The organism is Thermotoga sp. 38H-to, assembly GCF_011057665.1.
In the GTDB taxonomy this organism is placed as follows: Bacteria; Thermotogota; Thermotogae; order Thermotogales; family Thermotogaceae; genus Thermotoga.
Genome location: NZ_LNFZ01000003.1, coordinates 127,065 through 148,250, shown reverse-complemented (window position 1 = coordinate 148,250; position 21,186 = coordinate 127,065). Strand labels below are relative to the sequence as shown.

21 protein-coding genes and 1 tRNA gene are annotated in these 21,186 nt (G+C 44.8%); 12 read left to right on the top strand and 10 right to left on the bottom strand.

Annotated elements, in window-relative coordinates:
• Genes AS158_RS07145 through AS158_RS07130 form a run of 4 tightly spaced genes read right to left on the bottom strand, consistent with a single transcriptional unit; the run spans position 1 to position 4,469 of the window.
• Positions 1 to 834, bottom strand: a complete 834-nt coding sequence (locus tag AS158_RS07145) for a tetratricopeptide repeat protein (protein ID WP_165304797.1) — start codon at positions 832 to 834, stop codon at positions 1 to 3.
• Positions 813 to 3,128, bottom strand: a complete 2,316-nt coding sequence (locus tag AS158_RS07140) for an alpha/beta hydrolase (RefSeq protein WP_165304796.1) — start codon at positions 3,126 to 3,128, stop codon at positions 813 to 815. The genes AS158_RS07145 and AS158_RS07140 overlap by 22 nt, the downstream gene beginning before the upstream one ends.
• Entirely contained in the window at positions 3,125 to 3,943 is an 819-nt protein-coding gene (locus tag AS158_RS07135; protein ID WP_038051897.1) for a polyprenyl synthetase family protein, read from the bottom strand. Before AS158_RS07135 ends, AS158_RS07140 begins: the two co-directional genes overlap by 4 nt.
• The gene (locus tag AS158_RS07130) at positions 3,924 to 4,469 is read right to left on the bottom strand and encodes a bifunctional nuclease family protein (RefSeq protein ID WP_038051900.1); all 546 of its coding nucleotides are present in this window, start codon (positions 4,467 to 4,469) and stop codon (positions 3,924 to 3,926) included. The genes AS158_RS07135 and AS158_RS07130 overlap by 20 nt, the downstream gene beginning before the upstream one ends.
• 117 nt (positions 4,470 to 4,586) lie before the next feature.
• Between AS158_RS07130 and rdgB the strand changes: the two genes are divergently transcribed.
• Positions 4,587 to 5,177 carry an RdgB/HAM1 family non-canonical purine NTP pyrophosphatase gene (rdgB, locus tag AS158_RS07125; protein WP_038051903.1) on the top strand — a complete coding sequence of 197 codons (591 nt, stop codon included), beginning with the start codon at positions 4,587 to 4,589 and terminating at the stop codon, positions 5,175 to 5,177.
• Here rdgB and lgt read toward each other — a convergent pair.
• Positions 5,125 to 6,006 (bottom strand): prolipoprotein diacylglyceryl transferase, encoded by an 882-nt coding sequence (gene lgt, locus AS158_RS07120; RefSeq protein WP_165304795.1) that lies wholly within the window; start codon positions 6,004 to 6,006, stop codon positions 5,125 to 5,127. The two genes, rdgB and lgt, sit on opposite strands and share 53 nt — an antisense overlap.
• Positions 6,003 to 6,248: a DUF370 domain-containing protein gene (locus tag AS158_RS07115; RefSeq protein ID WP_165304794.1), complete on the bottom strand. Its 246-nt coding sequence runs from the start codon at positions 6,246 to 6,248 to the stop codon at positions 6,003 to 6,005. Before AS158_RS07115 ends, lgt begins: the two co-directional genes overlap by 4 nt.
• Positions 6,249 to 6,297: 49 nt before the next feature.
• Between AS158_RS07115 and AS158_RS07110 the strand changes: the two genes are divergently transcribed.
• Together AS158_RS07110 and AS158_RS07105 are read left to right on the top strand one after the other, a co-directional pair.
• Positions 6,298 to 6,747: a flavin reductase family protein gene (locus AS158_RS07110; protein ID WP_165304793.1), complete on the top strand. Its 450-nt coding sequence runs from the start codon at positions 6,298 to 6,300 to the stop codon at positions 6,745 to 6,747.
• Between the two features lie 94 nt (positions 6,748 to 6,841).
• The gene (locus AS158_RS07105; RefSeq protein ID WP_165304792.1) at positions 6,842 to 8,149 is read left to right on the top strand and encodes an alkaline phosphatase; all 1,308 of its coding nucleotides are present in this window, start codon (positions 6,842 to 6,844) and stop codon (positions 8,147 to 8,149) included.
• 15 nt (positions 8,150 to 8,164) lie between these two features.
• Here AS158_RS07105 and pheA read toward each other — a convergent pair whose 3' ends face one another.
• On the bottom strand, positions 8,165 to 9,823 hold the full coding sequence (gene pheA, locus AS158_RS07100; RefSeq protein WP_038051912.1) for a prephenate dehydratase: 1,659 nt from the start codon (positions 9,821 to 9,823) through the stop codon (positions 8,165 to 8,167).
• A 200-nt stretch (positions 9,824 to 10,023) separates the two neighbouring features.
• On the opposite strand from pheA, the gene AS158_RS07095 reads away from it, so the two are divergent.
• Positions 10,024 to 11,895, top strand: a complete 1,872-nt coding sequence (locus AS158_RS07095; RefSeq protein WP_038051919.1) for a DUF4914 family protein — start codon at positions 10,024 to 10,026, stop codon at positions 11,893 to 11,895.
• A gap of 23 nt (positions 11,896 to 11,918) precedes the next feature.
• Here the strand turns inward: AS158_RS07095 and AS158_RS07090 are convergent, their stop codons facing one another.
• The gene (locus AS158_RS07090) at positions 11,919 to 12,566 is read right to left on the bottom strand and encodes a lactate utilization protein (RefSeq protein WP_165304791.1); all 648 of its coding nucleotides are present in this window, start codon (positions 12,564 to 12,566) and stop codon (positions 11,919 to 11,921) included.
• A gap of 555 nt (positions 12,567 to 13,121) precedes the next feature.
• On the opposite strand from AS158_RS07090, the gene AS158_RS07085 reads away from it, so the two are divergent.
• From AS158_RS07085 to tsaD, 7 genes are read left to right on the top strand one after another with little or no spacing between them, the layout of a single operon-like run.
• On the top strand, positions 13,122 to 13,670 hold the full coding sequence (locus tag AS158_RS07085) for a DUF177 domain-containing protein (RefSeq protein WP_038051924.1): 549 nt from the start codon (positions 13,122 to 13,124) through the stop codon (positions 13,668 to 13,670).
• Positions 13,671 to 13,673: 3 nt separating this feature from the next.
• The gene (gene rpmF / locus AS158_RS07080) at positions 13,674 to 13,856 is read left to right on the top strand and encodes a 50S ribosomal protein L32 (protein ID WP_038051927.1); all 183 of its coding nucleotides are present in this window, start codon (positions 13,674 to 13,676) and stop codon (positions 13,854 to 13,856) included.
• 4 nt (positions 13,857 to 13,860) lie between these two features.
• Complete coding sequence (gene plsX, locus AS158_RS07075) at positions 13,861 to 14,844, top strand: phosphate acyltransferase PlsX (protein WP_038051940.1); 984 nt, start codon at positions 13,861 to 13,863, stop codon at positions 14,842 to 14,844.
• Positions 14,816 to 16,636 carry a glutamine--fructose-6-phosphate transaminase (isomerizing) gene (gene glmS, locus AS158_RS07070; RefSeq protein WP_165304790.1) on the top strand — a complete coding sequence of 607 codons (1,821 nt, stop codon included), beginning with the start codon at positions 14,816 to 14,818 and terminating at the stop codon, positions 16,634 to 16,636. The genes plsX and glmS overlap by 29 nt, the downstream gene beginning before the upstream one ends.
• Positions 16,637 to 16,653: 17 nt before the next feature.
• A complete protein-coding gene (rsfS, locus tag AS158_RS07065) occupies positions 16,654 to 16,986 on the top strand; it encodes a ribosome silencing factor (RefSeq protein WP_165304789.1) in 333 nt (110 codons plus the stop codon).
• 13 nt (positions 16,987 to 16,999) lie between these two features.
• A complete protein-coding gene (clpX, locus tag AS158_RS07060) occupies positions 17,000 to 18,220 on the top strand; it encodes an ATP-dependent Clp protease ATP-binding subunit ClpX (RefSeq protein ID WP_165304788.1) in 1,221 nt (406 codons plus the stop codon).
• Positions 18,217 to 19,200 carry a tRNA (adenosine(37)-N6)-threonylcarbamoyltransferase complex transferase subunit TsaD gene (tsaD, locus tag AS158_RS07055; RefSeq protein WP_165304787.1) on the top strand — a complete coding sequence of 328 codons (984 nt, stop codon included), beginning with the start codon at positions 18,217 to 18,219 and terminating at the stop codon, positions 19,198 to 19,200. The genes clpX and tsaD overlap by 4 nt, the downstream gene beginning before the upstream one ends.
• Here tsaD and AS158_RS07050 read toward each other — a convergent pair.
• Both AS158_RS07050 and AS158_RS07045 read right to left on the bottom strand, forming a co-directional pair.
• Positions 19,197 to 19,424: an FmdB family zinc ribbon protein gene (locus tag AS158_RS07050; RefSeq protein WP_038051945.1), complete on the bottom strand. Its 228-nt coding sequence runs from the start codon at positions 19,422 to 19,424 to the stop codon at positions 19,197 to 19,199. The two genes, tsaD and AS158_RS07050, sit on opposite strands and share 4 nt — an antisense overlap.
• A 45-nt stretch (positions 19,425 to 19,469) precedes the next feature.
• Positions 19,470 to 19,546: transfer RNA gene (locus tag AS158_RS07045), tRNA-Pro, on the bottom strand.
• Between the two features lie 101 nt (positions 19,547 to 19,647).
• Here AS158_RS07045 and AS158_RS07040 point away from each other — a divergent pair.
• Complete coding sequence (locus tag AS158_RS07040) at positions 19,648 to 21,000, top strand: PleD family two-component system response regulator (protein WP_165304786.1); 1,353 nt, start codon at positions 19,648 to 19,650, stop codon at positions 20,998 to 21,000.
• Positions 21,001 to 21,186: the final 186 nt, after the last annotated feature.

The following is a 21,186-nucleotide window of genomic DNA, read 5'->3' as shown; positions in this document are numbered from 1 at the left end:
TCATTCCTCCCTGAGTTTCTTCTTGGCCGCAAGAACAAGTTTCCTTGCATCTTTTTCATCGTACGCTTCTTTCTCTTCCAGCTCTTTGATGACCTCTTCTACATCAAGGTTCACTTCCTCTGCCGTGAGATCATCTGGTACTTCCGCTGAATTTTCGAGGATTTTTCTGGCTCTGTTTTTCACCTCATCGATATCCACATATCCTTCACGATTAGATTCCTGGACCTTACCGAGGAGTTCTTCCAGAAAATCGAGCTTTTCCGAAAAAGCTTCACTTGATTCCTCCGAAATCTCTTCGATAGTACTTTCTGGCAGTTTCTCAACAATTTCTGGAGTCTCTTCGGTAACACTGGATTTCTTCTCAGAACGTATCACCAGGCGCTTCATCAAGAGCCTTTGAAGATAGAAAACCGATAAGAAGGTAGCAGCAGAAACAACCACCGGCAGCCAAAAAGGAATACTATTTGTAGCTTCAGCCTTTTTTGATTCAGAACCTGCCTTCTCGGTCTCTATGTATTTTTTCCAGACCTCTTCCGGCACACTCAATCTCTTCAAAATTTCTTGTGCCACCACGTTGTCTGGAAAATTTGAAAGATATGCACGAGCTTTCTCGTAGTCACCTGTTGCGTAAGCACAAATTCCCATTTTCAGCTTCACAAGGGGGTCTCTTTCTTCAATGGTTGGATCCTCTCGAAGCGCGTTTTCAAAGAGTTCGAGTGCCCTTCTGTAATCGCCTTCGAGGTACGCGTTCAAAGCACTGGAATAGAGATCACTGGCAACAGAAACAAGAGAAAACACGATGAAAATCAAAATCAATCCTTTGACAACCGCCACTCTTCTATCGATACTCTCACCTTCTCATCGAACACAATGAAAAGACCCTCGTTCCCCGGGAATGCATCGATAATTCTCCTGTCGAACCGCTGAGCTTTTCCATCAGAAAGATCCAGAATGACGCCATCGTAAACAACCAGTATTCTGTCCTGAATGTTCAGAATCTTTTTTGGAACAGCGAAACCGTAGTTTTTTATTTCTGATTTACTGCTGGAAATGAAAGCGATAGATCCATCGTTGAGCAAAATATAGAACGCATCGTCTTTGAAAGAAGCATCTACTATCTTCACTTTCTCTCCGAACAGAGAACTCAGTACTCTTCCCTTCTCCTTGAAATCCAAACCTATTGCAATGACTTCTCCGTCCGTTATGAGAAGGTAGTTTCTACTCTCCGATTTTATATGAACCGCTGTACCGGGAGAGGTGGCGAGTAGTTTTTCCGTTCCACTCCTGAAAAGATAGTACCTCACACCGCCAGGAACCACTCTGGCGTGGAGGATCGCGTCTCTTGTTATCAGAGCGTCGCTAATATCACCGGTAAGAGAAAAAGGTGCGTATTTTTTTATTCCTATGTTGTCTATTATGAAAATGTCGCCTTCACCTACAAACGATACGTAATCTTCTACCTTTTTAAAAAATTCTATTTTCTTGTCGAAAACCTTCTTGTTCCAAGCAAAAACTCCCGACTCGTTAGCGATGTAGACTTCCTTACCTACCAAGGCTCCCGACAAATAGGAAGAAAGCTCCAGAGATCGGATCCGTTCTAAAAAGTTTTCAAAGAGAATCTTAACTGGCAGAACAGGAAGTTCAGTGTCTTCCGTTTTTTTTACTTCAACAACTTCTTGAATATCTTTCTCAGAGAGCTCTGGGTTTTTCGATGAGAGGTATTCCTCATAATCATCGCTTCTGAAACCAGAAAACATCTGAACTTCGTACTTCAAGAGATCTCTTATGTGGGATACGTTCTCCTCGCGGGAATAGAGGTCGTAAAAATTCCCCTTCAACTGCTCAACTTTACCCACCCGACAGGACTGAACGGAAACAAAACCATCTCCCCTTCCTTTTACGAACTCCGGATAGAACCTTTCGAGTTCCGTTCCAGACACATCAACTCCGTAAGGCGGTGTGTCTCCACAGATGGATACTATTTCCACATCGTTTCTTGAAAATTCCCCGAGTTCTTTCACAAGTTGAGAATCTGGAAGGATCTCCTGTACCACCTCACCCAATGTGTCTATGAGATTTCTGATGTGCAATGTCAACATCTTCAGCTTCGTCCACTCTATTCCGAATATGTCCCCCAACACCTCTGGATCTTTGCCGTAGAAGATAGAAGAGAAGTAGAGGGGATTCACCACGTTGGTACCCTGAACCGGTGTTGAAAGAAGTACAACTTTTCTGACGTTGTTCACTTCGGGATGACGTTGCAACATTCTCAAGACGATCAATCCACCCGTTCCATGTGCAAGGATATCGAACTCATACTGGGAATATTTCAAGATCTCTTGGGAGAGGAAATCCGCTTCGAAGTCGATGAAACTTCTCCTTCCTTCCTTTTTTATGAAATTCCTGTACATTTCACTATAAGCCAGAGAACGTGATCCATAAAGGGCATATTCGTACGTCATTATCGTTCTATCGGGGAAAATCGTCTCCCATATGTTGTTGTCCTTAACGACACCCTCAAAGGTAGGATCTTCTCCTGGGACCAGAAGAACAGCCGGCCCGGAACTGTTCACAGCTTCCCTCAGAAGCCTTATTCCATGTTTTTGAAAACCGGTCGATCTCAAAATCACTCCAAAAACAGAAAGATGATACGTGAAGGCCTCTACAAAATAGCCCCTTTCGTCCTTTCCTATCATTGACCCGGGAATGATACGATATCCACCATCATTTGTCGCATACGCAAGGGCGAGATTGTTGTAATTCTCACCTCTGAGATATTTGGCGTCGAAATAGTATTTGAGACGTATCGGTTTCAAAGCAAATTCATCTACACCGTCCGCAAATTCCACCCTGTAAAGATCTCCCACAAACACATTCGAGTAAAATTTCCTTTCCTCATCAGAAACTCTTGTGATCTTCAAAACCTTTTGTCTTCCAAAAGCACCAGGTGGTATCTCCACCCTCAGATTGACAAAACCAGACTCTGCCCCTTCTTTTCCAATTTTCAAGGAGCCTTCTTTTTGAAAAAAGAACAGAAGGAGAAACACCGTTATGCTTATAAACATCAGGGTGAAAAACAGAATCTTTCTTTTCAAAACAATTTCCAGGAGTTTTTTTAAAAAACTCATCTCTCCTCCACCATCTGTTTGAGTTCTCTCAGAAGAGCCAGTGTGCGAAAGAGTCTTTCCGATTCAATACCTCTCAGGACCTCTTCATAATACATATCGGCCATTTCACGAGCCTTCTGAATTCCTATTTTTTTCACAATCGTCACCTTTCCCACATCTTTTCCAAGGTCCTTCCCTACCTTTTCGAAAGATCCAAGAATGTCTTTCAGATCGTCGTATATCTGAAAAGCCACCCCGAATCTCTCTCCAAGGAGTTTCATTCTGGTGTGATCTTTTCCCTTCAGGATGAATGGAGCAGAGAAGCAGAAGGCAAAGAGCGCTCCTGTTTTGAAAGCGTACATTCTCTCCACCATCTCCCGTGAAACCTCCATCTTTCTTCTTTCGAACTCCACATCCATTGCTTCTCCCAAGAGAAGCTTGTAGGCCGTTTCCGAAAATTCCTCAAAAATCTTTGAATTTCCGATTTTAGATATCTGGGAAAAAGCGAGGAAAAACAGTCCATCTCCTGCGAGAAGGGCGATATCTTCACCATAGGCCCTGTGACAGGAAGGCCTTCCTCTCCGAAAATCCGCGTTATCTATTGGAGGAAGGTCATCGTGTATCAGCGAAGCCGTGTGAAATAGTTCCACGGCCACCGCCACGTTGAAAAGTTTCTCTTCTTCCACCCCCAAGTCCTCGCCCAGTGTCAAAACGAGGAGAGGGCGGATCCTCTTCCCCCCGGCCACCGTGGAATACAGCATGGCTTCTTCTGTGAGAAGATTCCATCCAGGCTTCAAGATCTCGTGTATCTTTTCCTCAACTTTCTCCTTCTTCATCTTCTTCCCTCTTCTTTTCTATCATCTGTTTGAAGGTATCTATGTTTAGATTTTCAACGAATTTCTTGAACTCCTCTTCCTCATCTTGTGTTTCGTTTATTTCCAATTCGATGGAGTGTTTCTCCACCAGACTGTCCGATACAAAAATGGGAGCTCCGGTCTTCACAGCGAGTATGATCGCATCAGAAGGTCTGGAATCGATGTCTATCAAAGCGGCTTCTTCATCTTCCTCATCTGTGTACGTGAGATCTCTTATCACGAGGGTCGCGTAGAAAGTGTTATCCTTCAAAGAGTGAATGATCACCTTGTCCACACGTGCTTCGAGAGATTCGAGAACGCTCAAAAGGAGATCGTGAGTCAGAGGACGTGGAAATTCCATTTTCTCCATTGCGAGGGCCAGAGCGTGTCCTTCACACGCTCCTATCCATATAGGAAGCACTCTATTTGTACCTTCGATACCGAGTATAACAACCGGCGTGTTACTCACTCTATCGAACGCCAGCGTCTTCACCCAGGCTTTTCTCAAGACAGTTCCCTCCTTTCCAAAACACTCTGCACCAGACCTTATTTTACAACTAAATTTCAATACGAAAAAGGTACCGTTCAGTTCCTGTAGAATCCTATTTGAAAGGAGGAAGAGAACATGAAAAAACTGATCGTCTACCTTGCCACGACAAATCCGCACAAAGTTGAAGAAATAAAGATGATCGCTCCAGAGTGGGTGGAAGTTTTGCCCTCTCCAGAGAAAATCGAAGTAATCGAGGACGGCGAAACGTTCTTAGAAAACTCCATGAAAAAGGCTTTGGTCTACGGAAAAAAAATCAAACGTCCTGTGATGGCCGACGATTCTGGACTGGTCATCTATTCCCTGGGAGGATTCCCCGGTGTCATATCTGCCCGGTTCATGGAGGAATACTCCTACGAAGAGAAGATGAGAACCATACTGAAGATGCTTGAAGGAAAAGATAGAAAAGCCGCTTTCGTGTGTAGTGCCACCTTCTTTGATCCTGTGGAAAACACTCTCATTTCTGTTGAAGACAGAGTAGAAGGACGAATCGCCAACGAAATAAGAGGGACAGGGGGTTTCGGATACGATCCGTTCTTCATACCAGATGGATACGACAAGACCTTTGGCGAAATTCCTCATCTCAAAGAAAAAATCAGTCACAGATCGAAGGCCTTCAGAAAACTCTTTTCAGTTCTTGAGAAGATCTTAGAATCAGGAAACCGATGAATCCCAGAAGAATCAGCACGGCACTCAGTAGCTGAGCAGCCTTTACGCTTCCAATCATGAGGCTATCGACCCTCAATCTCTCTATCATGATTCTTCCAAGGGAGTAGAGGACAAAGTAGAGACACGTTACTTCCCCGTGCCCTCTCCCGTACCTTTTGAAATAAACACTCAATATGAAAAACACCAGCAGATCCCATATGGACTCATAAAGAAACGTTGGATGAAAGAAGGAATAATCTTTGTATACAACGGGCCTATACGGCTCCGGCACAAACATTTTCCACGGAAGGTTCGTGGGAACACCGAATGCCTCGTAGTTGAAGAAATTTCCCCATCTTCCTATTGCCTGTCCTAGCGGCAACACGGAGGTGAACAGATCTGTTGCCTGCAAGAAAGTGAAGGAGGGCTTCTTCAACCTGACATACAGGAAACATGTGAGGAAAGCTCCAATCACAGCTCCGTGTATGGCAAGTCCCCCTTCCCAGATCTTCAAAACATCCCACAAATTTCTGTAATACTTCAGATTGAACAAAACATAGTAAAGGCGCGCTCCAACGATACCAGCTATCACTCCGTAGAAAATGAGCTCATCGAATTCTTCTATGTTTATGTCTTCACTCTTCGCTCTCCTTCTTGCCACAAAGTAACTGATCAAAAAGCCCGTGAGAATCAAAGTTGAATACCATCTGAGTTCAAATTCACCAATTCGAAATATATACCTGCTGAGCAGAATTTCTCCGCTGAAAACCTTCGATAGAAAAATAAACAGAAAAACAGAGAAAAGCGTCGATCCAGCAGCAATTGAGAGAAAAGCGGGGAATTTTTTCATTTTCTTCTCCGCCCCCAGATAACCCTCAGTGCTATTTTATATCGGGTGGGAATGAGTACAACATGCCCACTATCCATGACTACTGCGGTTCTCGGTTGTCTTCCAAACGACGCATTTATTATCTTGTTAGCGTAAAAATTCACGTTCCTTAGTTTCTTTTCCACAGAAGCACTAATGGGCATAACAGCTATTACTCTTTCTCTTGGAAGAAACACCTTTCTCCCAAAGGAAACAAAGCTCACACTTCCACCCCCACAGTGAGTATGATACCATTTTTTAGGGGGTGAAATAATGGATGCTCTGGGGAAACTTTACACCTCGACCGCTATAGTAACCGTGAACGTGGAAGGGAAACTCAACGGAATCACCGTGGCGTGGGTGACGAGGGTTTCCTGGCAACCTCCCATGGTAGCCGTTTCGATAGGAAAAACCAGATACACAAGAGAACTCATGGATAGGACAGATTCCTTCGCCGTGTGCATTCTTGGAAAAAACGCAAAAGAAATAGCTGAATACTTTGGAACTGTCTCCGGTAGAAACACAGACAAGTTCAAAAAGTACCCGTACACGATGAGCGAAGGGAACCTTCCCATTCCAGAAGGAACGATCGCTTATATCGAATGCGACAAGGCCGGACAATTTGAAGCGGGTGATCACATCGTCTACCTCGGAACTGTGCGAAGACAGAAAGTACTGAGAGATGAGCCTCCTCTCATATTCGGAGAACACGAACTGTTGTGAAAGGCAGGGACGAACCCTGCCTTTATTTTTTTTTTCGTTTCTTAAAACAGCCCGAAAAAAGTCCATGTACACTGGTGTCGGGAGGTGATCGAGGATGAAAAGGATTTTTACACTGATTCTGATCTCTTTGCTGGCCGCGCTCGTTTTTTCTCAGGTGAAGAACGTTATCTACCTCATTGGAGACGGTATGGGTCTATCTCAGATTTATCTCACCAGTATGCTCGAAGGAAAACCCCTCTCGTTCATGAAGACTCCCTACATTGGACTTGTGAAAACACACTCCGCGAACAGCTGGGTGACCGATTCCGCAGCGGCGGGTACAGCGCTGGCTTCGGGGTTCAAAACAAACAATGGTATGATCAACGTTCTCCCTGACGGAACGGTGGTACCCACCATCTTTGAAGTGGCGAAGGCTTATGGAGTTCGAACGGGAATCGTAGTCACCTGCAGGGTAACACACGCAACACCGGCCGCTTTCTACGCACACGTCAAGAGTAGAGATGAAGAGAACGAAATTGCAAAACAGCTCGTTGAGAGCGAAACAGTCGATGTTGTGATGGGCGGAGGCTGGGCAAACTTTCTTCCCAAGGATCTCGGCGGAAAACGAGATGATAACCTCAACCTGATCGAACTTGCAAAGAAAATGGGTTATACATACGTAAGAACAAAAGAAGAACTCTTGAAAATCCCCGCGAATTCGGATAAGGTTCTCGCACTCTTCGCGCCGAGCCATCTGGATCCTGCAAGCAGCAGAAGAGAAGAGCAGCCGATGCTCTATGAAATGGTGGAAAAAGCACTCGAGATACTGTCGAAAGATGATGAACCCTTCTTCCTCATGGTGGAAGGCTCCCAAATAGATTGGGAAGCTCACGATAACGACATCTACGGGGTCTGGAAAGAAGTCGTGGAATTCGACAAAGCCGTTCAAGTAGCGCTCGATTTTGCACTCAAGAGAGGAGACACTCTTGTCATCGTGACTGCCGACCACGAGACGGGTGGATTGGGGCTTTCCTCTGGCGATTACAGAGTCGATGTGGACAAAATCAGAAACTTCAAAAGAACAACGGACTGGATCATGGCGAATTACTCTCCAAAGGATCGGGAAAAATTCAAAGAGGTTGTCGAGGAGTATTTCGGTTTGACTCTCTCTGATGAGGATCTGGACAGGATTTCCACGTCCAAAGATCCAAAGATCGCACTCGGAAGGATCCTTGGAGAAAAGGTTGGCGTTGGATGGACCACTACGACACATTCAGGAATTCTCGTTCCCATTTTCGCTTTTGGCCCGGGTGCCGAAAACTTCGCTGGATTTCTCGACAACACCGAGATCCCAAGGATCATAATGAAACTCACCGGTTACTCCCTTCAGTATCCCCTTCTGAAAGAACCCGCAACGAAATGAGGGGCACTCCGCCCCTCATTTGAACACATCGAGCTCCCCTATCTCGTCAAACACACCTATGATTTTGTAAAACGCCGTAACCCTTTCCAGGTCCCTAATATCCTCTTCTCTCAAAGGTGCCTCAACTTCCACAAAAAACACGTAATCTCCCAAGAACGTCCTTGCGGGCCTTGATTCAAGTTTTCTGAGGTTTATCCCTCTGTTCGCGAAGATATCCAGAACTGCCTTCAAAGAGCCTGGTCTGTCCTGAACTCCAAAGAACAGAGAGGTGTATCTTCCTTCCATCTTTCCTGTCTTTCTCCTTATGATGTAAAACCTCGTTATATTCTTTTCTTTCAAGTCTTGGATGCTTCTCCTCAATATGAGCAATCCATACATCCTCGCTGCGTTCTCCGACATGATGGCAGCAGATTCGTCGTCCAAAAGGTTCACAGCGTCGCTCGTTGAAGAAGTGTATCGAATCTCAGCGTGCGAAAGGTACGTGTTTATGAATCCAAGAGATTGAGATATGGCCTGAGGATGAGAGTAGATCCTTTTTATCTCCTTCAGATCCAGTTTTTTCTTCGCCACAAGGCAGTGGTGTATTTCGAGCTTTGCTTCACCGAACACCTCCACTTCGTGGTTGAGCAAGGCATCCAGTACGGGGATTACCGTCCCGTAGGTGGAATTCTCAATAGGTACGATCCCGTAATCCACCTCACCTTTTTCCACCATTTCTATGATTTCGTCAGTTGTGGAGCAGTATTTCAGGGGTATTCTTGAACCTATCAATTTCATGGCCATCTCATCACTGAAACTTCCCATGGGCCCTAGCACAGCCACCGTCCTGGAAATTCCAAGTAATCTGTACTCCTCTTCTTTGGCAAGTTTCATTATTTCTTCGAATATGTGCCTCATTCTAACGGGATTGAGATCTGTTCTGTCCAGGATCTCCTTTATCTTCTGCTCTTCTATATCCCTTATATCGATGGGAGAGTCTGTTTTTTTCTTTTCTCTTGCGACATCTCTCGCCACCTTCATTCTTTCCTCGATAAATCTGAGCAGTATGAAATCTATCAACCTGATCTTATGCCTCATCTCAGTGATATTGGAAGGGGCTCTCAAAGCGTTGAGGACCTTCGCAATGATATTGGGTGTTTCTTCAGGAACACTCCCTTCACCGAGACTTACAACAACTTCTTTTCCCCTTCTAAGAAACGTTTCTCTCTCTTCCTTCCAGGAAAGAAGATAGGAAACATGATCGATCAAAAAGGGATCCCGAAACGCTGAACCAAGATAGAAAACAGAACACGACTCGTCCAGAAGTTTCTCATAATCATCCCACGAAACGTCCTTTACCACAACACCCAATCTTCTCAGAAAATCGAGAAAATTCTCTATCGCTTCATCGGTGACCTTTTCAACAACATAAAACTCAGAGTAAGCGAATTCTCCATGAAAGATCGGAAAAATACTCGCAAACCGAATCGATTTTTCCCTGTAGAATGGGACTGATTTTTCCTTGATAGGATAGAAATCCACGATCCTCTGATTCGAAAATGATATCTTCAGAATCTCGCTCGAGACGATGAGATCCGCGTCTTCAATCGATTCAGTAAGTTGCCACTCTGGCTCTTCCAATTCTTTTCTCAAGGTGTCCATAAGAGTCCCTTTCCCGGAAACATAAATCTTCAAATTATCCAACCTCCCTGAACTCCGATTTCTCAAAATATTCTATAACATAGAAATTTTAATCATCAATTGATTTTCCTCATTTGTTCTCTTAAAGGAAATTTCAAATTGCATACAAGAAAATTCGAATTTACACATAATTATTACGCACATAATACGTGGTATAATCTGGTTTGAACACCATATCATGGAGGGGTGATAATGTGAAAACGGCTGTTCTCGACAGATTCGTGTTTTCTGACGAAGTTAAGGATGTCATAGAAAACGCCCCCGAGATAATAATACCAGGGAGCAGGAAAGAAATACTCGATCTTGCCATAGCCGGTAGAGACCTTTTCGAGGTAGGTTACGAGGTTCCCGGCAAAGGGTTCGTGGTCGAGGCGACGGTTACCCGCTGTAAAAATGGTCTGGTGGTCAATTATTCTGAACCATACATGAGGCGAAGAGATCCAAATGCGCTCGTAGTCGGCGACGATCTAGAAACAGACAAACCACGTTTCAAAGAGAGATTCGGAAAAGATTTCGAACCTGTTCGACAGGAAACTTTTGAGTGGTTGAAAAAACAGGAGTTAATCCTGTTACCTTTCATGGCCGGTGGATACGATTACGGTTATCCTGCCGTTCTTATAGCCCCAAAGAACGCCGGGTTCTTCGTCGGCGGTCTCGCCGATCTACAGTTCTTTGTACCAGCCAGTGAAGTTCCCGAGAATTTCAAACCCAAGCTCTACTTGTTCTTGGCCCCGCCATTCAGGCACACACACTTCGACGGTAAACAGGTAGTCGTTCACTACAGACACAACTCTCACTATGAGATTTTTTCCTACAATCTCTATCCTGGGCCCAGCGCCAAGAAAGGAGTTTATGGATTTCTCCTTCATGTTGGCGAAAAAGAAAAATGGATTACCGCCCACGCATCTGCGGTGAAAGTCATCACTCCCTACGAAAATGAACTCGTGATCATGCACGAAGGGGCAAGCGGTGGGGGAAAAAGTGAAATCCTCGAAGAGATACACAGAGAACCGGATGGGAGGATAAAGTTCGCCGAAAACATCGTAACCGGTGAAAAACTCTACATGGAGCTGAAACAATCCTGTGTTCTCATGCCTGTAGCCGATGATATGTTTCTATGTCATCCAAATCTCCAGACGGGAAAGAAACTCGTTGCTAAAGATGCAGAAGCTGGATGGTTTATAAGGGTTGACCACATAACAGAATACGGAAGCGCTCCAGATCTTGAAAGGTTGACCATACATCCGCCTGAACCGCTCATATTCCTCAACATCTATGCTGTTCCAAACTCAACCGCATTGATCTGGGAACACATCGAGGACGAACCAGGAAAACCGTGTCCAAACCCGCGCGTCATAATACCGAAACGTTTTATGAAAAACGCGATTTCTGAACCTGTGAAAGTGGACGTGAGAAGCTTTGGAGTGAGAACACCCCCCTGCACGAAAGAGAAGCCAACGTATGGAATCGTTGGGTTGATGCAGATTTTGCCCCCTGCACTGGCATGGCTTTGGAGACTGGTAGCACCAAGAGGACACGCAAACCCAAGTATAGTCAGCACCAAAGGCATGACCAGCGAAGGAGTGGGATCCTTCTGGCCCTTCTCTTCTGGAAAAATGGTGAGACTCGCCAACATCCTTCTTGAACAGATTATAGACACACCGGAGACAAGATACATACTTGTACCAAATCAATACATCGGTGCTTACAGGGTAGGATTCATGCCGGAGTGGCTCGCAAGAGAATATCTCTCAAGGAGAGGCGGTGTCAGGTTCAGGCCAGATCAACTCGTCCCATCGAAATGTTCACTCCTCGGTTTTTCTCTCAAAGAGATGAAGATTGAAGGAAACACCATTCCAAAGGAACTCTTACAACCGAATCTCCAGCCTGAAGTAGGTGAAGAAGCCTACGAGAAAGGTGCTCAAGACTTGAAAGACTTCTTCAAGAGAGAACTGAAGAAATTCCTAACCGAGGATCTGAATCCCGTAGGAAGGGAAATCATTCAGTGTTGCCTCGACGATGGATCTCTCAATGACTATCTCAAGATCATACCGATGAATTTTTAAAGCGGGGAGGATTCCCCGCCTTTTTAAAGTCCGAAGTCTTCCAGTGTCAGAATCACTTTGAACCTTCCCGGCTGTCTCACCCCGGATTCCACTACCAGAAAGTAGTTACAGATCCTCTGGGGAGAGGTACAATCCGCGCAGAATCCCGTTTTTGTACACGGTGTTTCCAAATTCAATCTTCTTGAATTCATAGGAGAGATGTATCTCAGTCTTTCTCGCACTTCTTTTACGTCTTTCACCACCTTGTTCACACTCGCTATCACAACCACGTTTTTTGGTCCAAAAACAACGGCGGCCACTCTGTTACCGTTCCCATCGAGAAAGACCAATTTTCCATCTTCCGTTATGGTATTCGCGCTGGTGAAGTAATAGTCGGCCCAGAAACTCTTTCTGTATATCTCCTCCACTTCCTCCCTCGTTTTGGCAGCCGCCCTGTCAAGGAAGTTGTACCTGCCACTGCGCAAAAGTTCAATAACACCCGTGTCTGCGAGGGTGAGGGAACCACCAGCCGATACGGTTGCACCCTCCGGGATAAGCTCTTTCACCTTTTCAAGAACCTCTCCACGATCACGAACAATCCACACTTCGTGTTTTTTCTTCCTTAAGTTGTTAGCTACGTGCTCTGCAAGTTTTTCCTTTTTCCAAAGCCATAGTTCATCTCTCAAACTCATAACTCTATACCTCCTTTTGTCGAATTTGTGTAATTTATAGAGAAAATCTTATTAACTGAAACTAAAATGGTAGGTTTAGTGGTAGGTTTTGTATACATTTCGTGGTATCTGATTTTTAAAGATACACTATATATTGTATTAAATTAACAAATAATCGCATAGAATCGAATATATGCAAAGCAAACCTACCACCAGACTCTGTATCGACCATTTGAGGCTAATTTCAGAGTGGTAGGTTTCTGAATCTCTCATCAATAGACTACTTTAGTCTTTACAAATAATATTATCGTTCAGATCTGAGATTCTACAACGTGCTTCTAATGAGCGTTACAGAAAACCTACCACCTAAAATCCAGTATCCAAGCTGATTTCAGAGAAACCTACCACTTACCTACCACTTACCTACCACCCGGGTGGTAAGTTGCAGACATCATTAAAAGTCTCATCAAAAGCTTATTCAAAAATTTCAATCCTTGAAACCTACCACCTGTGTACCTTATTATTTACTACTACTAATAATAGCAGTATAATTGATCTGAAAAGAGGTGGTAAAAAATGAACTGGAAGGTAGAACTCTCGGAAATAGAAAAGAAGAAACGCTTTTTTTTGGAGGGCATTTTCGAAAAAGACGGTATAGAACTCGATGTTGGTTTTTGCCGATTCCTAGAACCTGTTCGGGTAAAAATGGTCGTTGCAAAGACGAAAGATGGTTTCACCGTCGGTGGATATGTTCACACGGCAATAGAACATCCCTGTGCCAGATGTCTTGAACCCGCTCGTGTCGAAATAAGAGGAGTTATAGAAGCTCTCTATCTACCGGAAAGCATGAGGAAAAATGTAAAAGAAGAGAAACTTGAATCTTTGAAAAACATCGTATACTATCATGAAACGGAATTTGATCTGTCAGAAAGAATCATTGAAGCGATAGTGGTTGACATTCCAGAAAAAGTTCTGTGCAATCCAGACTGTAAAGGACTATGCCCTTACTGCGGTGCTAATCTGAATGAAGAGCCCGATCACAAATGTGATAAAATTCCTGTAGTCGATAGCAGATTCGAAATTCTTGCCGGGTTAAGAAATAAACTCAAAAACAGGGAGGTATAAAGGATGGCTGTTCCAAAGCAAAAAAGGTCAAGATCGAGAACACACCACAAGAGAGCAAAGATCTACAGAGCGATAAGTGTGCCTCTTGAGAAATGTCCAAACTGTGGAGAATACAAGATGCCACACAGAGTTTGTCTGCACTGCGGCTATTACAAGGGAAGACAGGTGCTTGAGATATCGGAGTGATAGAGTGAAAATAGCGATCGATGTAATGGGTGGTGACAGGGCGCCCGATGAAATTTTGAAGGGCGCTCTTTTGGCTTCAAAAGAGGTTGAAGGAGAGATAGTACTAATCGGGCCTGAGGAAATTGTGAAGAACAGAGGGCTTCCCTGTGTTTTCGCCTCTGAGACTGTTAAAATGGACGATTCCCCTTTGGAAGTTCTCAGAAAGAAGAATTCTTCAATGCACGTGGGCTTGAAATTACTCTCCGAAGGAAAAGTGGACGCGTTTGTGAGTGCTGGCGCTACCGGGCCCCTCTTTCTTGGTGCCACTTCGATTGTTGGTAAACTGGAAGGCATTGAAAGGCCAGCTCTCGGAGTAGCCGTACCTTCACTCAAAGGAGCCACCGTTCTCATCGATGCCGGAGCGAATGCTAGGGTCAGGCCAGAGCATCTGGTTGATTTTGCTTTCATGGGAATCGTTTACTCCAAAGTTCTGGGAACGGAAAGTCCAAAGGTTGGCCTTCTGAATATGGGATCTGAGGAAAACAAAGGACCGGATGATATCAAAAGAGCTTATCAGCTTTTGAAGGAGTTTCTCGGGGATACGTTTTTTGGAAACGTTGAAGGCCATGATATAAACCTTGGCACTGTTGATGTTGTGGTGGCCGATGGTTTCTCAGGGAACGTCGCGTTGAAAACCATGGAGGGTACTGCAAAGTTGATCACGAGTGTGTTGAAGGAGTCTATAAAGGATGGAGGATTTCTTTCTCTTCTTGGGGCGCTTCTCATGAAAAGAAGTTTTGACAAGATGAAAGAGAAACTCGACCCCAGGTCCTATGGAGGTACCTTCATACTGGGAGTGAAAGGAATCGTCGTGAAAGCGCATGGATCTTCGGATGCAAAAGCCATAAAGCATGCCATAAAAGTTGCGGAGAAGGGTATTAGAATGAACATCGTTCAGGAGATAGAGAGGGGGATTTCCCATGTGCGGAATAGTGGGGATGGTCGGTGAGAATTTGAAACTCGAAGATCTCGTAATATCTCTTCAGAAACTCGAATACAGAGGTTACGATTCGGCGGGTATCGCTTATTTGGGAGATAATTTCGGAGTGTACAAAAAGAAGGGAAGGATAGATGTCCTAAGGAACGGGCTCAAACAAAAGCTGAACGATAGATTCTTTGTTGGAATCGCTCACACGAGGTGGGCCACACATGGTGAACCGAACGATATAAACGCACATCCTCACATGGATTGTAAAGAAGAAATTGCGGTGGTCCACAACGGCATAATTGAGAATTATAGAGAAATAAGGGAGTTTCTGGAACAACGGGGACACATTTTTTCATCGGAAACGGATACCGAAGTGATCGCTCATCTTGTGGAGGAAGAGTTCGAAGGGGATCTGCTCGATGCCGTCCTGAAAGCCGTTAAAAAGTTGAAAGGAGCCTACGCGATCGCAGTTGTTCACAAAAGTGTTCCTGACACCATTGTTGCTGCAAGGAAAGGCAGTCCCCTTGTCGCTGGAATTGGAAACGGTGTGGGAATTCTTGCGTCGGATGTGACTCCCCTTTTGAGGTTTACGAAAGACGTCGTTTTTCTTGAAGACGGCGACGTGATGGTTTTGAGAAAGGATGGATTTGAAGTTTACAACACGGACGGAGTGAAGCAACAAAGAAAGATTTACCACGTTGACTGGGATGAAAAAGCGGCAGAAAAAGGTGGATACAAGTACTTCATGTACAAGGAAATAATGGAGGATCCGCAGGCCCTCGTAAATGCACTCGTCGGAAGAGTGAAGAACGATCGACCATTTTTTGAAGAGCTCGAGTACTATGAAGAACTTCTGAAGGGTGCAGATAGAATCCGCGTGGTGTCGTGTGGGACCAGTTACTATGCAGGGTTGGTGTTCAAATACTTCCTGGAGAATCACACAGATATAGATGTTGAAATCGAGGTTTCCTCCGAGTTCAGATACAAAAGGCCTCATATAAAAGAAGGAGATATCCTGATAGCCATCTCACAATCTGGGGAAACGGCAGATACCCTTGAATCCGTTAGGCTTGCCAAAAAACACGGCGCGAAAATCGTCTCGATTGTGAACGTGGTGGGTTCCACGCTCGACAGAGAATCCGATGTGACGCTTTTCATGAACGCGGGTCCCGAAATAGGAGTTGCCGCGACGAAAACCTACGTGGCCGAACTCGCGGTGCTGTACCTTCTTGGACTGAAGATAATGGAGATAAACGGATACTGGGACAGGGAAGCAGAAGATATTCTGGACAAGCTCGTTCGTATGCCGGAACTTCTGGAGAACGTGCTGAGAAAGGATCCCCAGATAAGGGAGCTTTCTGAAAAATACAAGAATTACAGGAACTTCATGTACATAGGAAGAGGATACAGTTATCCCACCGCACTGGAAGGCGCTTTGAAGCTTAAGGAAATAACGTACATACATGCCACAGCTTATCAGGCGGGCGAACTCAAACACGGTCCCATAGCCCTCCTGGATGTTGATTTTCCAGTTTTCGCTGTGATGCCGGACGATAGCCTGTTCTTCAAAACCAAGAGTAACGTGATCGAGTCTAAATCGAGGAATGCGCCTGTGATCGTTTTGGGAACGGAGGGTAACAGAAGCCTCGAAGAGATCACAGGTGATATCATCCATGTTCCTCCAACCCACGAGAGTCTCTATCCGCTTATGATGGCACCTGTTGTACAATTGTTTGCTTATCATATAGCGGATTTGAAAGGACTGGATCCAGATAAGCCCAGAAATCTCGCGAAGAGTGTCACCGTGGAATAATTTGGAGGTGAAACCAGGTGATAGATGTTTTGAGGAAAATCCTGAAAAAGATTTCTGAAAAAGGCGGAGAGAACCCGGTTGTGCTCGATATGAGAAAAACACCTGTTCCAACGGACTACTTTGTGATTTTTACGGCGAATTCCTACACCCATATGAGGGCGATGAGGGACGAACTGATCGATCTGATAAAGGAATTGTCGTTACCTTTAATTTACTACGACAAAGGCGAAGAATACGAGTGGTTGATCATAGATGCGGGTAGTGTTGTGATCCACATCTTTACGGAGAAAGGAAGAGATTTCTACGATCTTGAAGGGCTTTGGATAGACGCGGACAGGATAAGTATTTGAGGAGGATGAGAGAATGGCTGGAAAGTTCTGTAGTTTTTGCGGACGCGATATTCAGCAGGTGGAAAGGCTGATTGCTGGTCCCAACAACGTTTACATATGCAACGAGTGCATCGATCTGTTTCACGATCTTCTGAGAAGCGATAGAAAAGTCCGTATAAAAAACGAGATAAAGGAAATTCCAACACCTGCGGAAATCAAGGCTGAACTCGACAAATACATAGTAGGACAGGAAAGGGCAAAGAAAGTCCTTTCTGTGGCCGTTTACAACCACTACAAACGAGTGTTCTCAAACCTGGATTCTAACGATGTGGAGATAGAGAAATCGAATGTTCTTCTCATCGGTCCCACAGGCACAGGGAAAACCTATCTTGCGAGAATTCTCGCTAAAATTCTCAATGTTCCATTCGCTATAGCTGATGCAACACCTCTCACAGAAGCTGGATATGTAGGAGAGGATGTGGAGAACGTTGTTCTCAGATTGCTGGAGGCGGCGAACTTTGACGTCGAAAGGGCTCAGTACGGGATCATCTACATAGATGAAATCGACAAGATAGCCAAGAAATCTCCAAATCCTTCGATAACAAGAGACGTTTCCGGTGAAGGAGTGCAGCAAGCTCTCCTCAAGATACTGGAGGGAACGATAGCGAACGTTCCACCACAGGGCGGAAGGAAGCATCCGTACCAGGAGTTCATAAAGGTGGATACAAGGAACATCCTTTTCATAGCCGGCGGAGCGTTCGACGGTCTTGAGGAAATCATAAAGAGACGTATCCAGAGTACCACCATGGGATTCGGAGCGGAAATAAAGAGCAAAAAAGAGATGAGACTTGGAGAGATCCTGAAACATGTAACACCGGACGATCTGGTACAGTACGGTCTCATTCCAGAATTTGTTGGAAGATTTCCTGTGATAGCGACGCTCGATGATTTGTCGGAAGACGACCTCATCAGGATACTGAAGGAACCGAGGAACGCCGTTGTGAGGCAGTATCAAAAACTGTTCGAGATCGACGGTGTGAAGCTGGAAGTAACGGACGAAGCTCTCAGGATCATAGCGAGGAAGGCTATCAAGAGAGGTACAGGTGCACGTGCTCTGAAGAACGTGTTTGAGGAAATGATGATGGATATGATGTTTGAACTTCCAAATTTGAAGAACGTAGAAAAGGTCGTTATTACGGAAGAAGTTGCTCTTGGAAAAGAAAAACCCATCGTTGTTATGAGGGAATCGGCATGAGAGTTCTTGGAATAGAAACGTCCTGCGATGAAACAGCGGTCGCTGTTCTGGACAATGGTAAAAATGTTGTTGTGAATTTCACAGTTTCTCAGATAGAAATCCACCAGAAGTTTGGAGGGGTGGTGCCTGAAGTGGCGGCCAGGCACCACCTCAAAAGTTTACCCATTCTTTTGAAGAAAACTTTTGAAAGAGTCCCACCGGAGACAATAGATGTCGTTGCGGTCACCTTTGGACCTGGTCTTATCGGTGCTCTTCTTGTTGGCCTGTCCGCAGCAAAAGGACTTGCCATATCGCTTGAGAAACCATTTGTTGGAGTGAATCACGTAGAAGCTCATGTGCAGGCGGTTTTTCTGGCGAACCCTGATCTGAAACCGCCTCTCGTTGTTTTGATGGTTTCAGGAGGACACACACAGCTGATGAAAGTGAATGAAGACTATTCCATGGAAGTGCTGGGGGAAACTCTCGATGATTCGGCGGGGGAGGCGTTTGATAAGGTGGCTCGCCTCCTCGGACTCGGATATCCCGGAGGTCCCGTGATCGACAGAGTGGCAAAGAAAGGAGATCCTGAAAAGTACAGCTTCCCTCGTCCAATGCTGGATGATGAGAGTTACAACTTCAGCTTTGCGGGTTTGAAAACCTCCGTTCTATATTTCCTCCAGAGGGAAAAAGACTACAAGGTAGAAGACGTTGCGGCTTCTTTCCAGAAGGCGGTTGTTGATATTCTCGTTGAAAAAACCTTCCGACTGGCGAGAAATCTTGGGATTGGAAAGATAGCGTTCGTCGGTGGTGTTGCCGCGAATTCTATGTTGAGGGAAGAGGTACAAAAAAGGGCGGAAAGATGGAACTACGAGGTTTTCTTTCCACCGTTGGAACTTTGTACGGACAACGCTCTGATGGTTGCAAAGGCGGGGTACGAAAAAGCAAAAAGGGGGATATTCTCCCCCTTGAGTTTGAACGCCGATCCCAACTTGAATGTTTAGTCTTTCTTTTCGCTTGAAGCGGACGCTGTTTCTTTCTTTTTCTCGCCCTTTCTTGAATCTGTTATGTAAAAGCCACTTCCCTTGAAAATAATTCCCACTCTTCCTATCGTTCTCTTCATTCTGGCACCACACTCTTCACAGATAACCTCTGGTGATTCGTTTATGCCATGCATGACCGTTGTTTCGTATCCGCATTCTTCGCAGACATATCTATAGATTGGCAAGTCTTTCACCTCCTTCAATAGTGCTTTGTCTCCTTCGATAAAAAATGGTCGGGGCGACTGGACTTGAACCAGCGACCTCCTGCTCCCAAGGCAGGCGCGCTAGCCACCTGCGCTACGCCCCGATCCATTTTTAAATGATACCATTAATCTGTCGCCAGTTCAACTCGTTTTTTCCTCATTGATATATAATTTATTATAAAAACTCGGGATAGGGTGGAGATTGATGAAGAAAGTTCTCATCGTTGACGACAGCAAATTCTGGCGGCTTGTTGTTTCTGATATCGTGAAAAATATCAAAAAGGACGTGGATATTCTCCTCGCAGAGGGTGGAATGGATGGGTTACAGAAGGCTTTGAATCACAGGCCTGACTACTTCATCATCGATTACAACATGCCTGATTTTTCTGGACTCTACCTTTCTGTTGTTTTGAGAGAAATGAGAGCTTTCAAAGACGCAGGAATAGTCATATTGACCGCATCTTCTGACACAGTCAATCCCTTCTGGGCGAAAAAGAGTGGGGCGAACTTGTTCATAAACAAAGGAAAGAAAGAGGAAATCGAGAAAGAACTTCAGGCTTTTCTGAACACTCCGTACGAGTCTTTCAAAAACCGTGAGAGCGACGAATCTGGAAACGTTTTTCATATCGTTGAAAAGCGATTGAAGAGGGAGATTCTTGAGAAAGAAATTCTCTCTTATCTCAGGTACTCCCGCGACGAGCGATACGTGATTTCTCTTCTTGTTATGCTGTTCAGAAATTTCTCCCTGTTCGGAAGCTTCAGAGTGCTTCTTCTTTCCACAAGTGAAGGAAGGATTTACTCCTTTGGAAAATCGGTTGATAAAGAAGTTCTCAGGAAGTTTCTGATCTCCAAACTGGAAAAGCCAACATCTCCATCCTTCTGGTCCTTTTATGGTGTTTTCGGTGAGGGCTCGATTTCGGATGATAACGTTTTTGCAGTCGTGAAAGATGACGGAACAGAACTCGGGGTTATATTGTTTGAGGATGTTGAAAATCCATTCCTATTGAGAAGTGTTTTAGAGGATTCTCTTTCGAGTCTGATGGTTCTTTTCAGAAATCTGAACGACTTTCGAGATTACGTGATAGCTTCAGAAACAGACGGATTGACGGGTTTGTTTAACAAGAGGGCAATCATGAGATTTCTGGAAGAAGTTCTTCGAAACGGAAAAAATATTGCGGTAGCTATGATGGATATAGACGATTTCAAGAAGATAAACGACGCGTTCGGTCATCCGATGGGAGATGAGGTGTTGAAAACAGTGTCAAACATACTGAGAGAAACTGTTAAGAATGGAAAAGCGGGAAGATACGGTGGAGAGGAGTTCATGGTGGTGTTTGAAACGGGTGAGCGAGACGCGGTGGTAAAAACGATGGATAGCATCATGGAGAACATCAGAAATTTCGACTGGCAGAAGATATTCGGAAGTGAAAAGAAAGTAACTCTGAGTGGAGGAGTTGCGTTTTCAAAGAAAGAGTCCTCACCGGTGGAATTGATAGAGGAAGCTGACAGAAAACTTTACACAGCTAAGCGTTCTGGAAAAGATCGCTACGTGATATAAGCCAGAAAGCACGTTCCCTTTAGGTGATCGTGATGAATGGTTATTTGGTTTAGAAGTGCTAAAATCTTAGTAGGTCGCACCAGAAAAAGATATCTCCGAGCCCAAAGAGGGTAGGAGTAGGGATTTTGGCCAGTCCGGTGTGGTTAAGTCTCGTAAGTTGAGCACACCGCACGAAGAATCCCATCC

Bases quoted from the DNA above. Each gene is read 5' to 3' on its own strand.
- rdgB (WP_038051903.1), top strand. From the start codon at position 4,587: ATGAAAAAACTGATCGTCTACCTTGCCACGACAAATCCGCACAAAGTT.
- AS158_RS07040 (WP_165304786.1), top strand. From the start codon at position 19,648: ATGAAGAAAGTTCTCATCGTTGACGACAGCAAATTCTGGCGGCTTGTT.
- AS158_RS07140 (WP_165304796.1), bottom strand. From the start codon at position 3,128: ATGAGTTTTTTAAAAAAACTCCTGGAAATTGTTTTGAAAAGAAAGATT.
- tsaD (WP_165304787.1), top strand. From the start codon at position 18,217: ATGAGAGTTCTTGGAATAGAAACGTCCTGCGATGAAACAGCGGTCGCT.
- AS158_RS07135 (WP_038051897.1), bottom strand. From the start codon at position 3,943: ATGAAGAAGGAGAAAGTTGAGGAAAAGATACACGAGATCTTGAAGCCT.
- rpmF (WP_038051927.1), top strand. From the start codon at position 13,674: ATGGCTGTTCCAAAGCAAAAAAGGTCAAGATCGAGAACACACCACAAG.
- AS158_RS07110 (WP_165304793.1), top strand. From the start codon at position 6,298: ATGGATGCTCTGGGGAAACTTTACACCTCGACCGCTATAGTAACCGTG.
- glmS (WP_165304790.1), top strand. From the start codon at position 14,816: ATGTGCGGAATAGTGGGGATGGTCGGTGAGAATTTGAAACTCGAAGAT.
- AS158_RS07090 (WP_165304791.1), bottom strand. From the start codon at position 12,566: ATGAGTTTGAGAGATGAACTATGGCTTTGGAAAAAGGAAAAACTTGCA.
- AS158_RS07105 (WP_165304792.1), top strand. From the start codon at position 6,842: ATGAAAAGGATTTTTACACTGATTCTGATCTCTTTGCTGGCCGCGCTC.
- AS158_RS07085 (WP_038051924.1), top strand. From the start codon at position 13,122: ATGAACTGGAAGGTAGAACTCTCGGAAATAGAAAAGAAGAAACGCTTT.
- clpX (WP_165304788.1), top strand. From the start codon at position 17,000: ATGGCTGGAAAGTTCTGTAGTTTTTGCGGACGCGATATTCAGCAGGTG.
- lgt (WP_165304795.1), bottom strand. From the start codon at position 6,006: ATGAAAAAATTCCCCGCTTTTCTCTCAATTGCTGCTGGATCGACGCTT.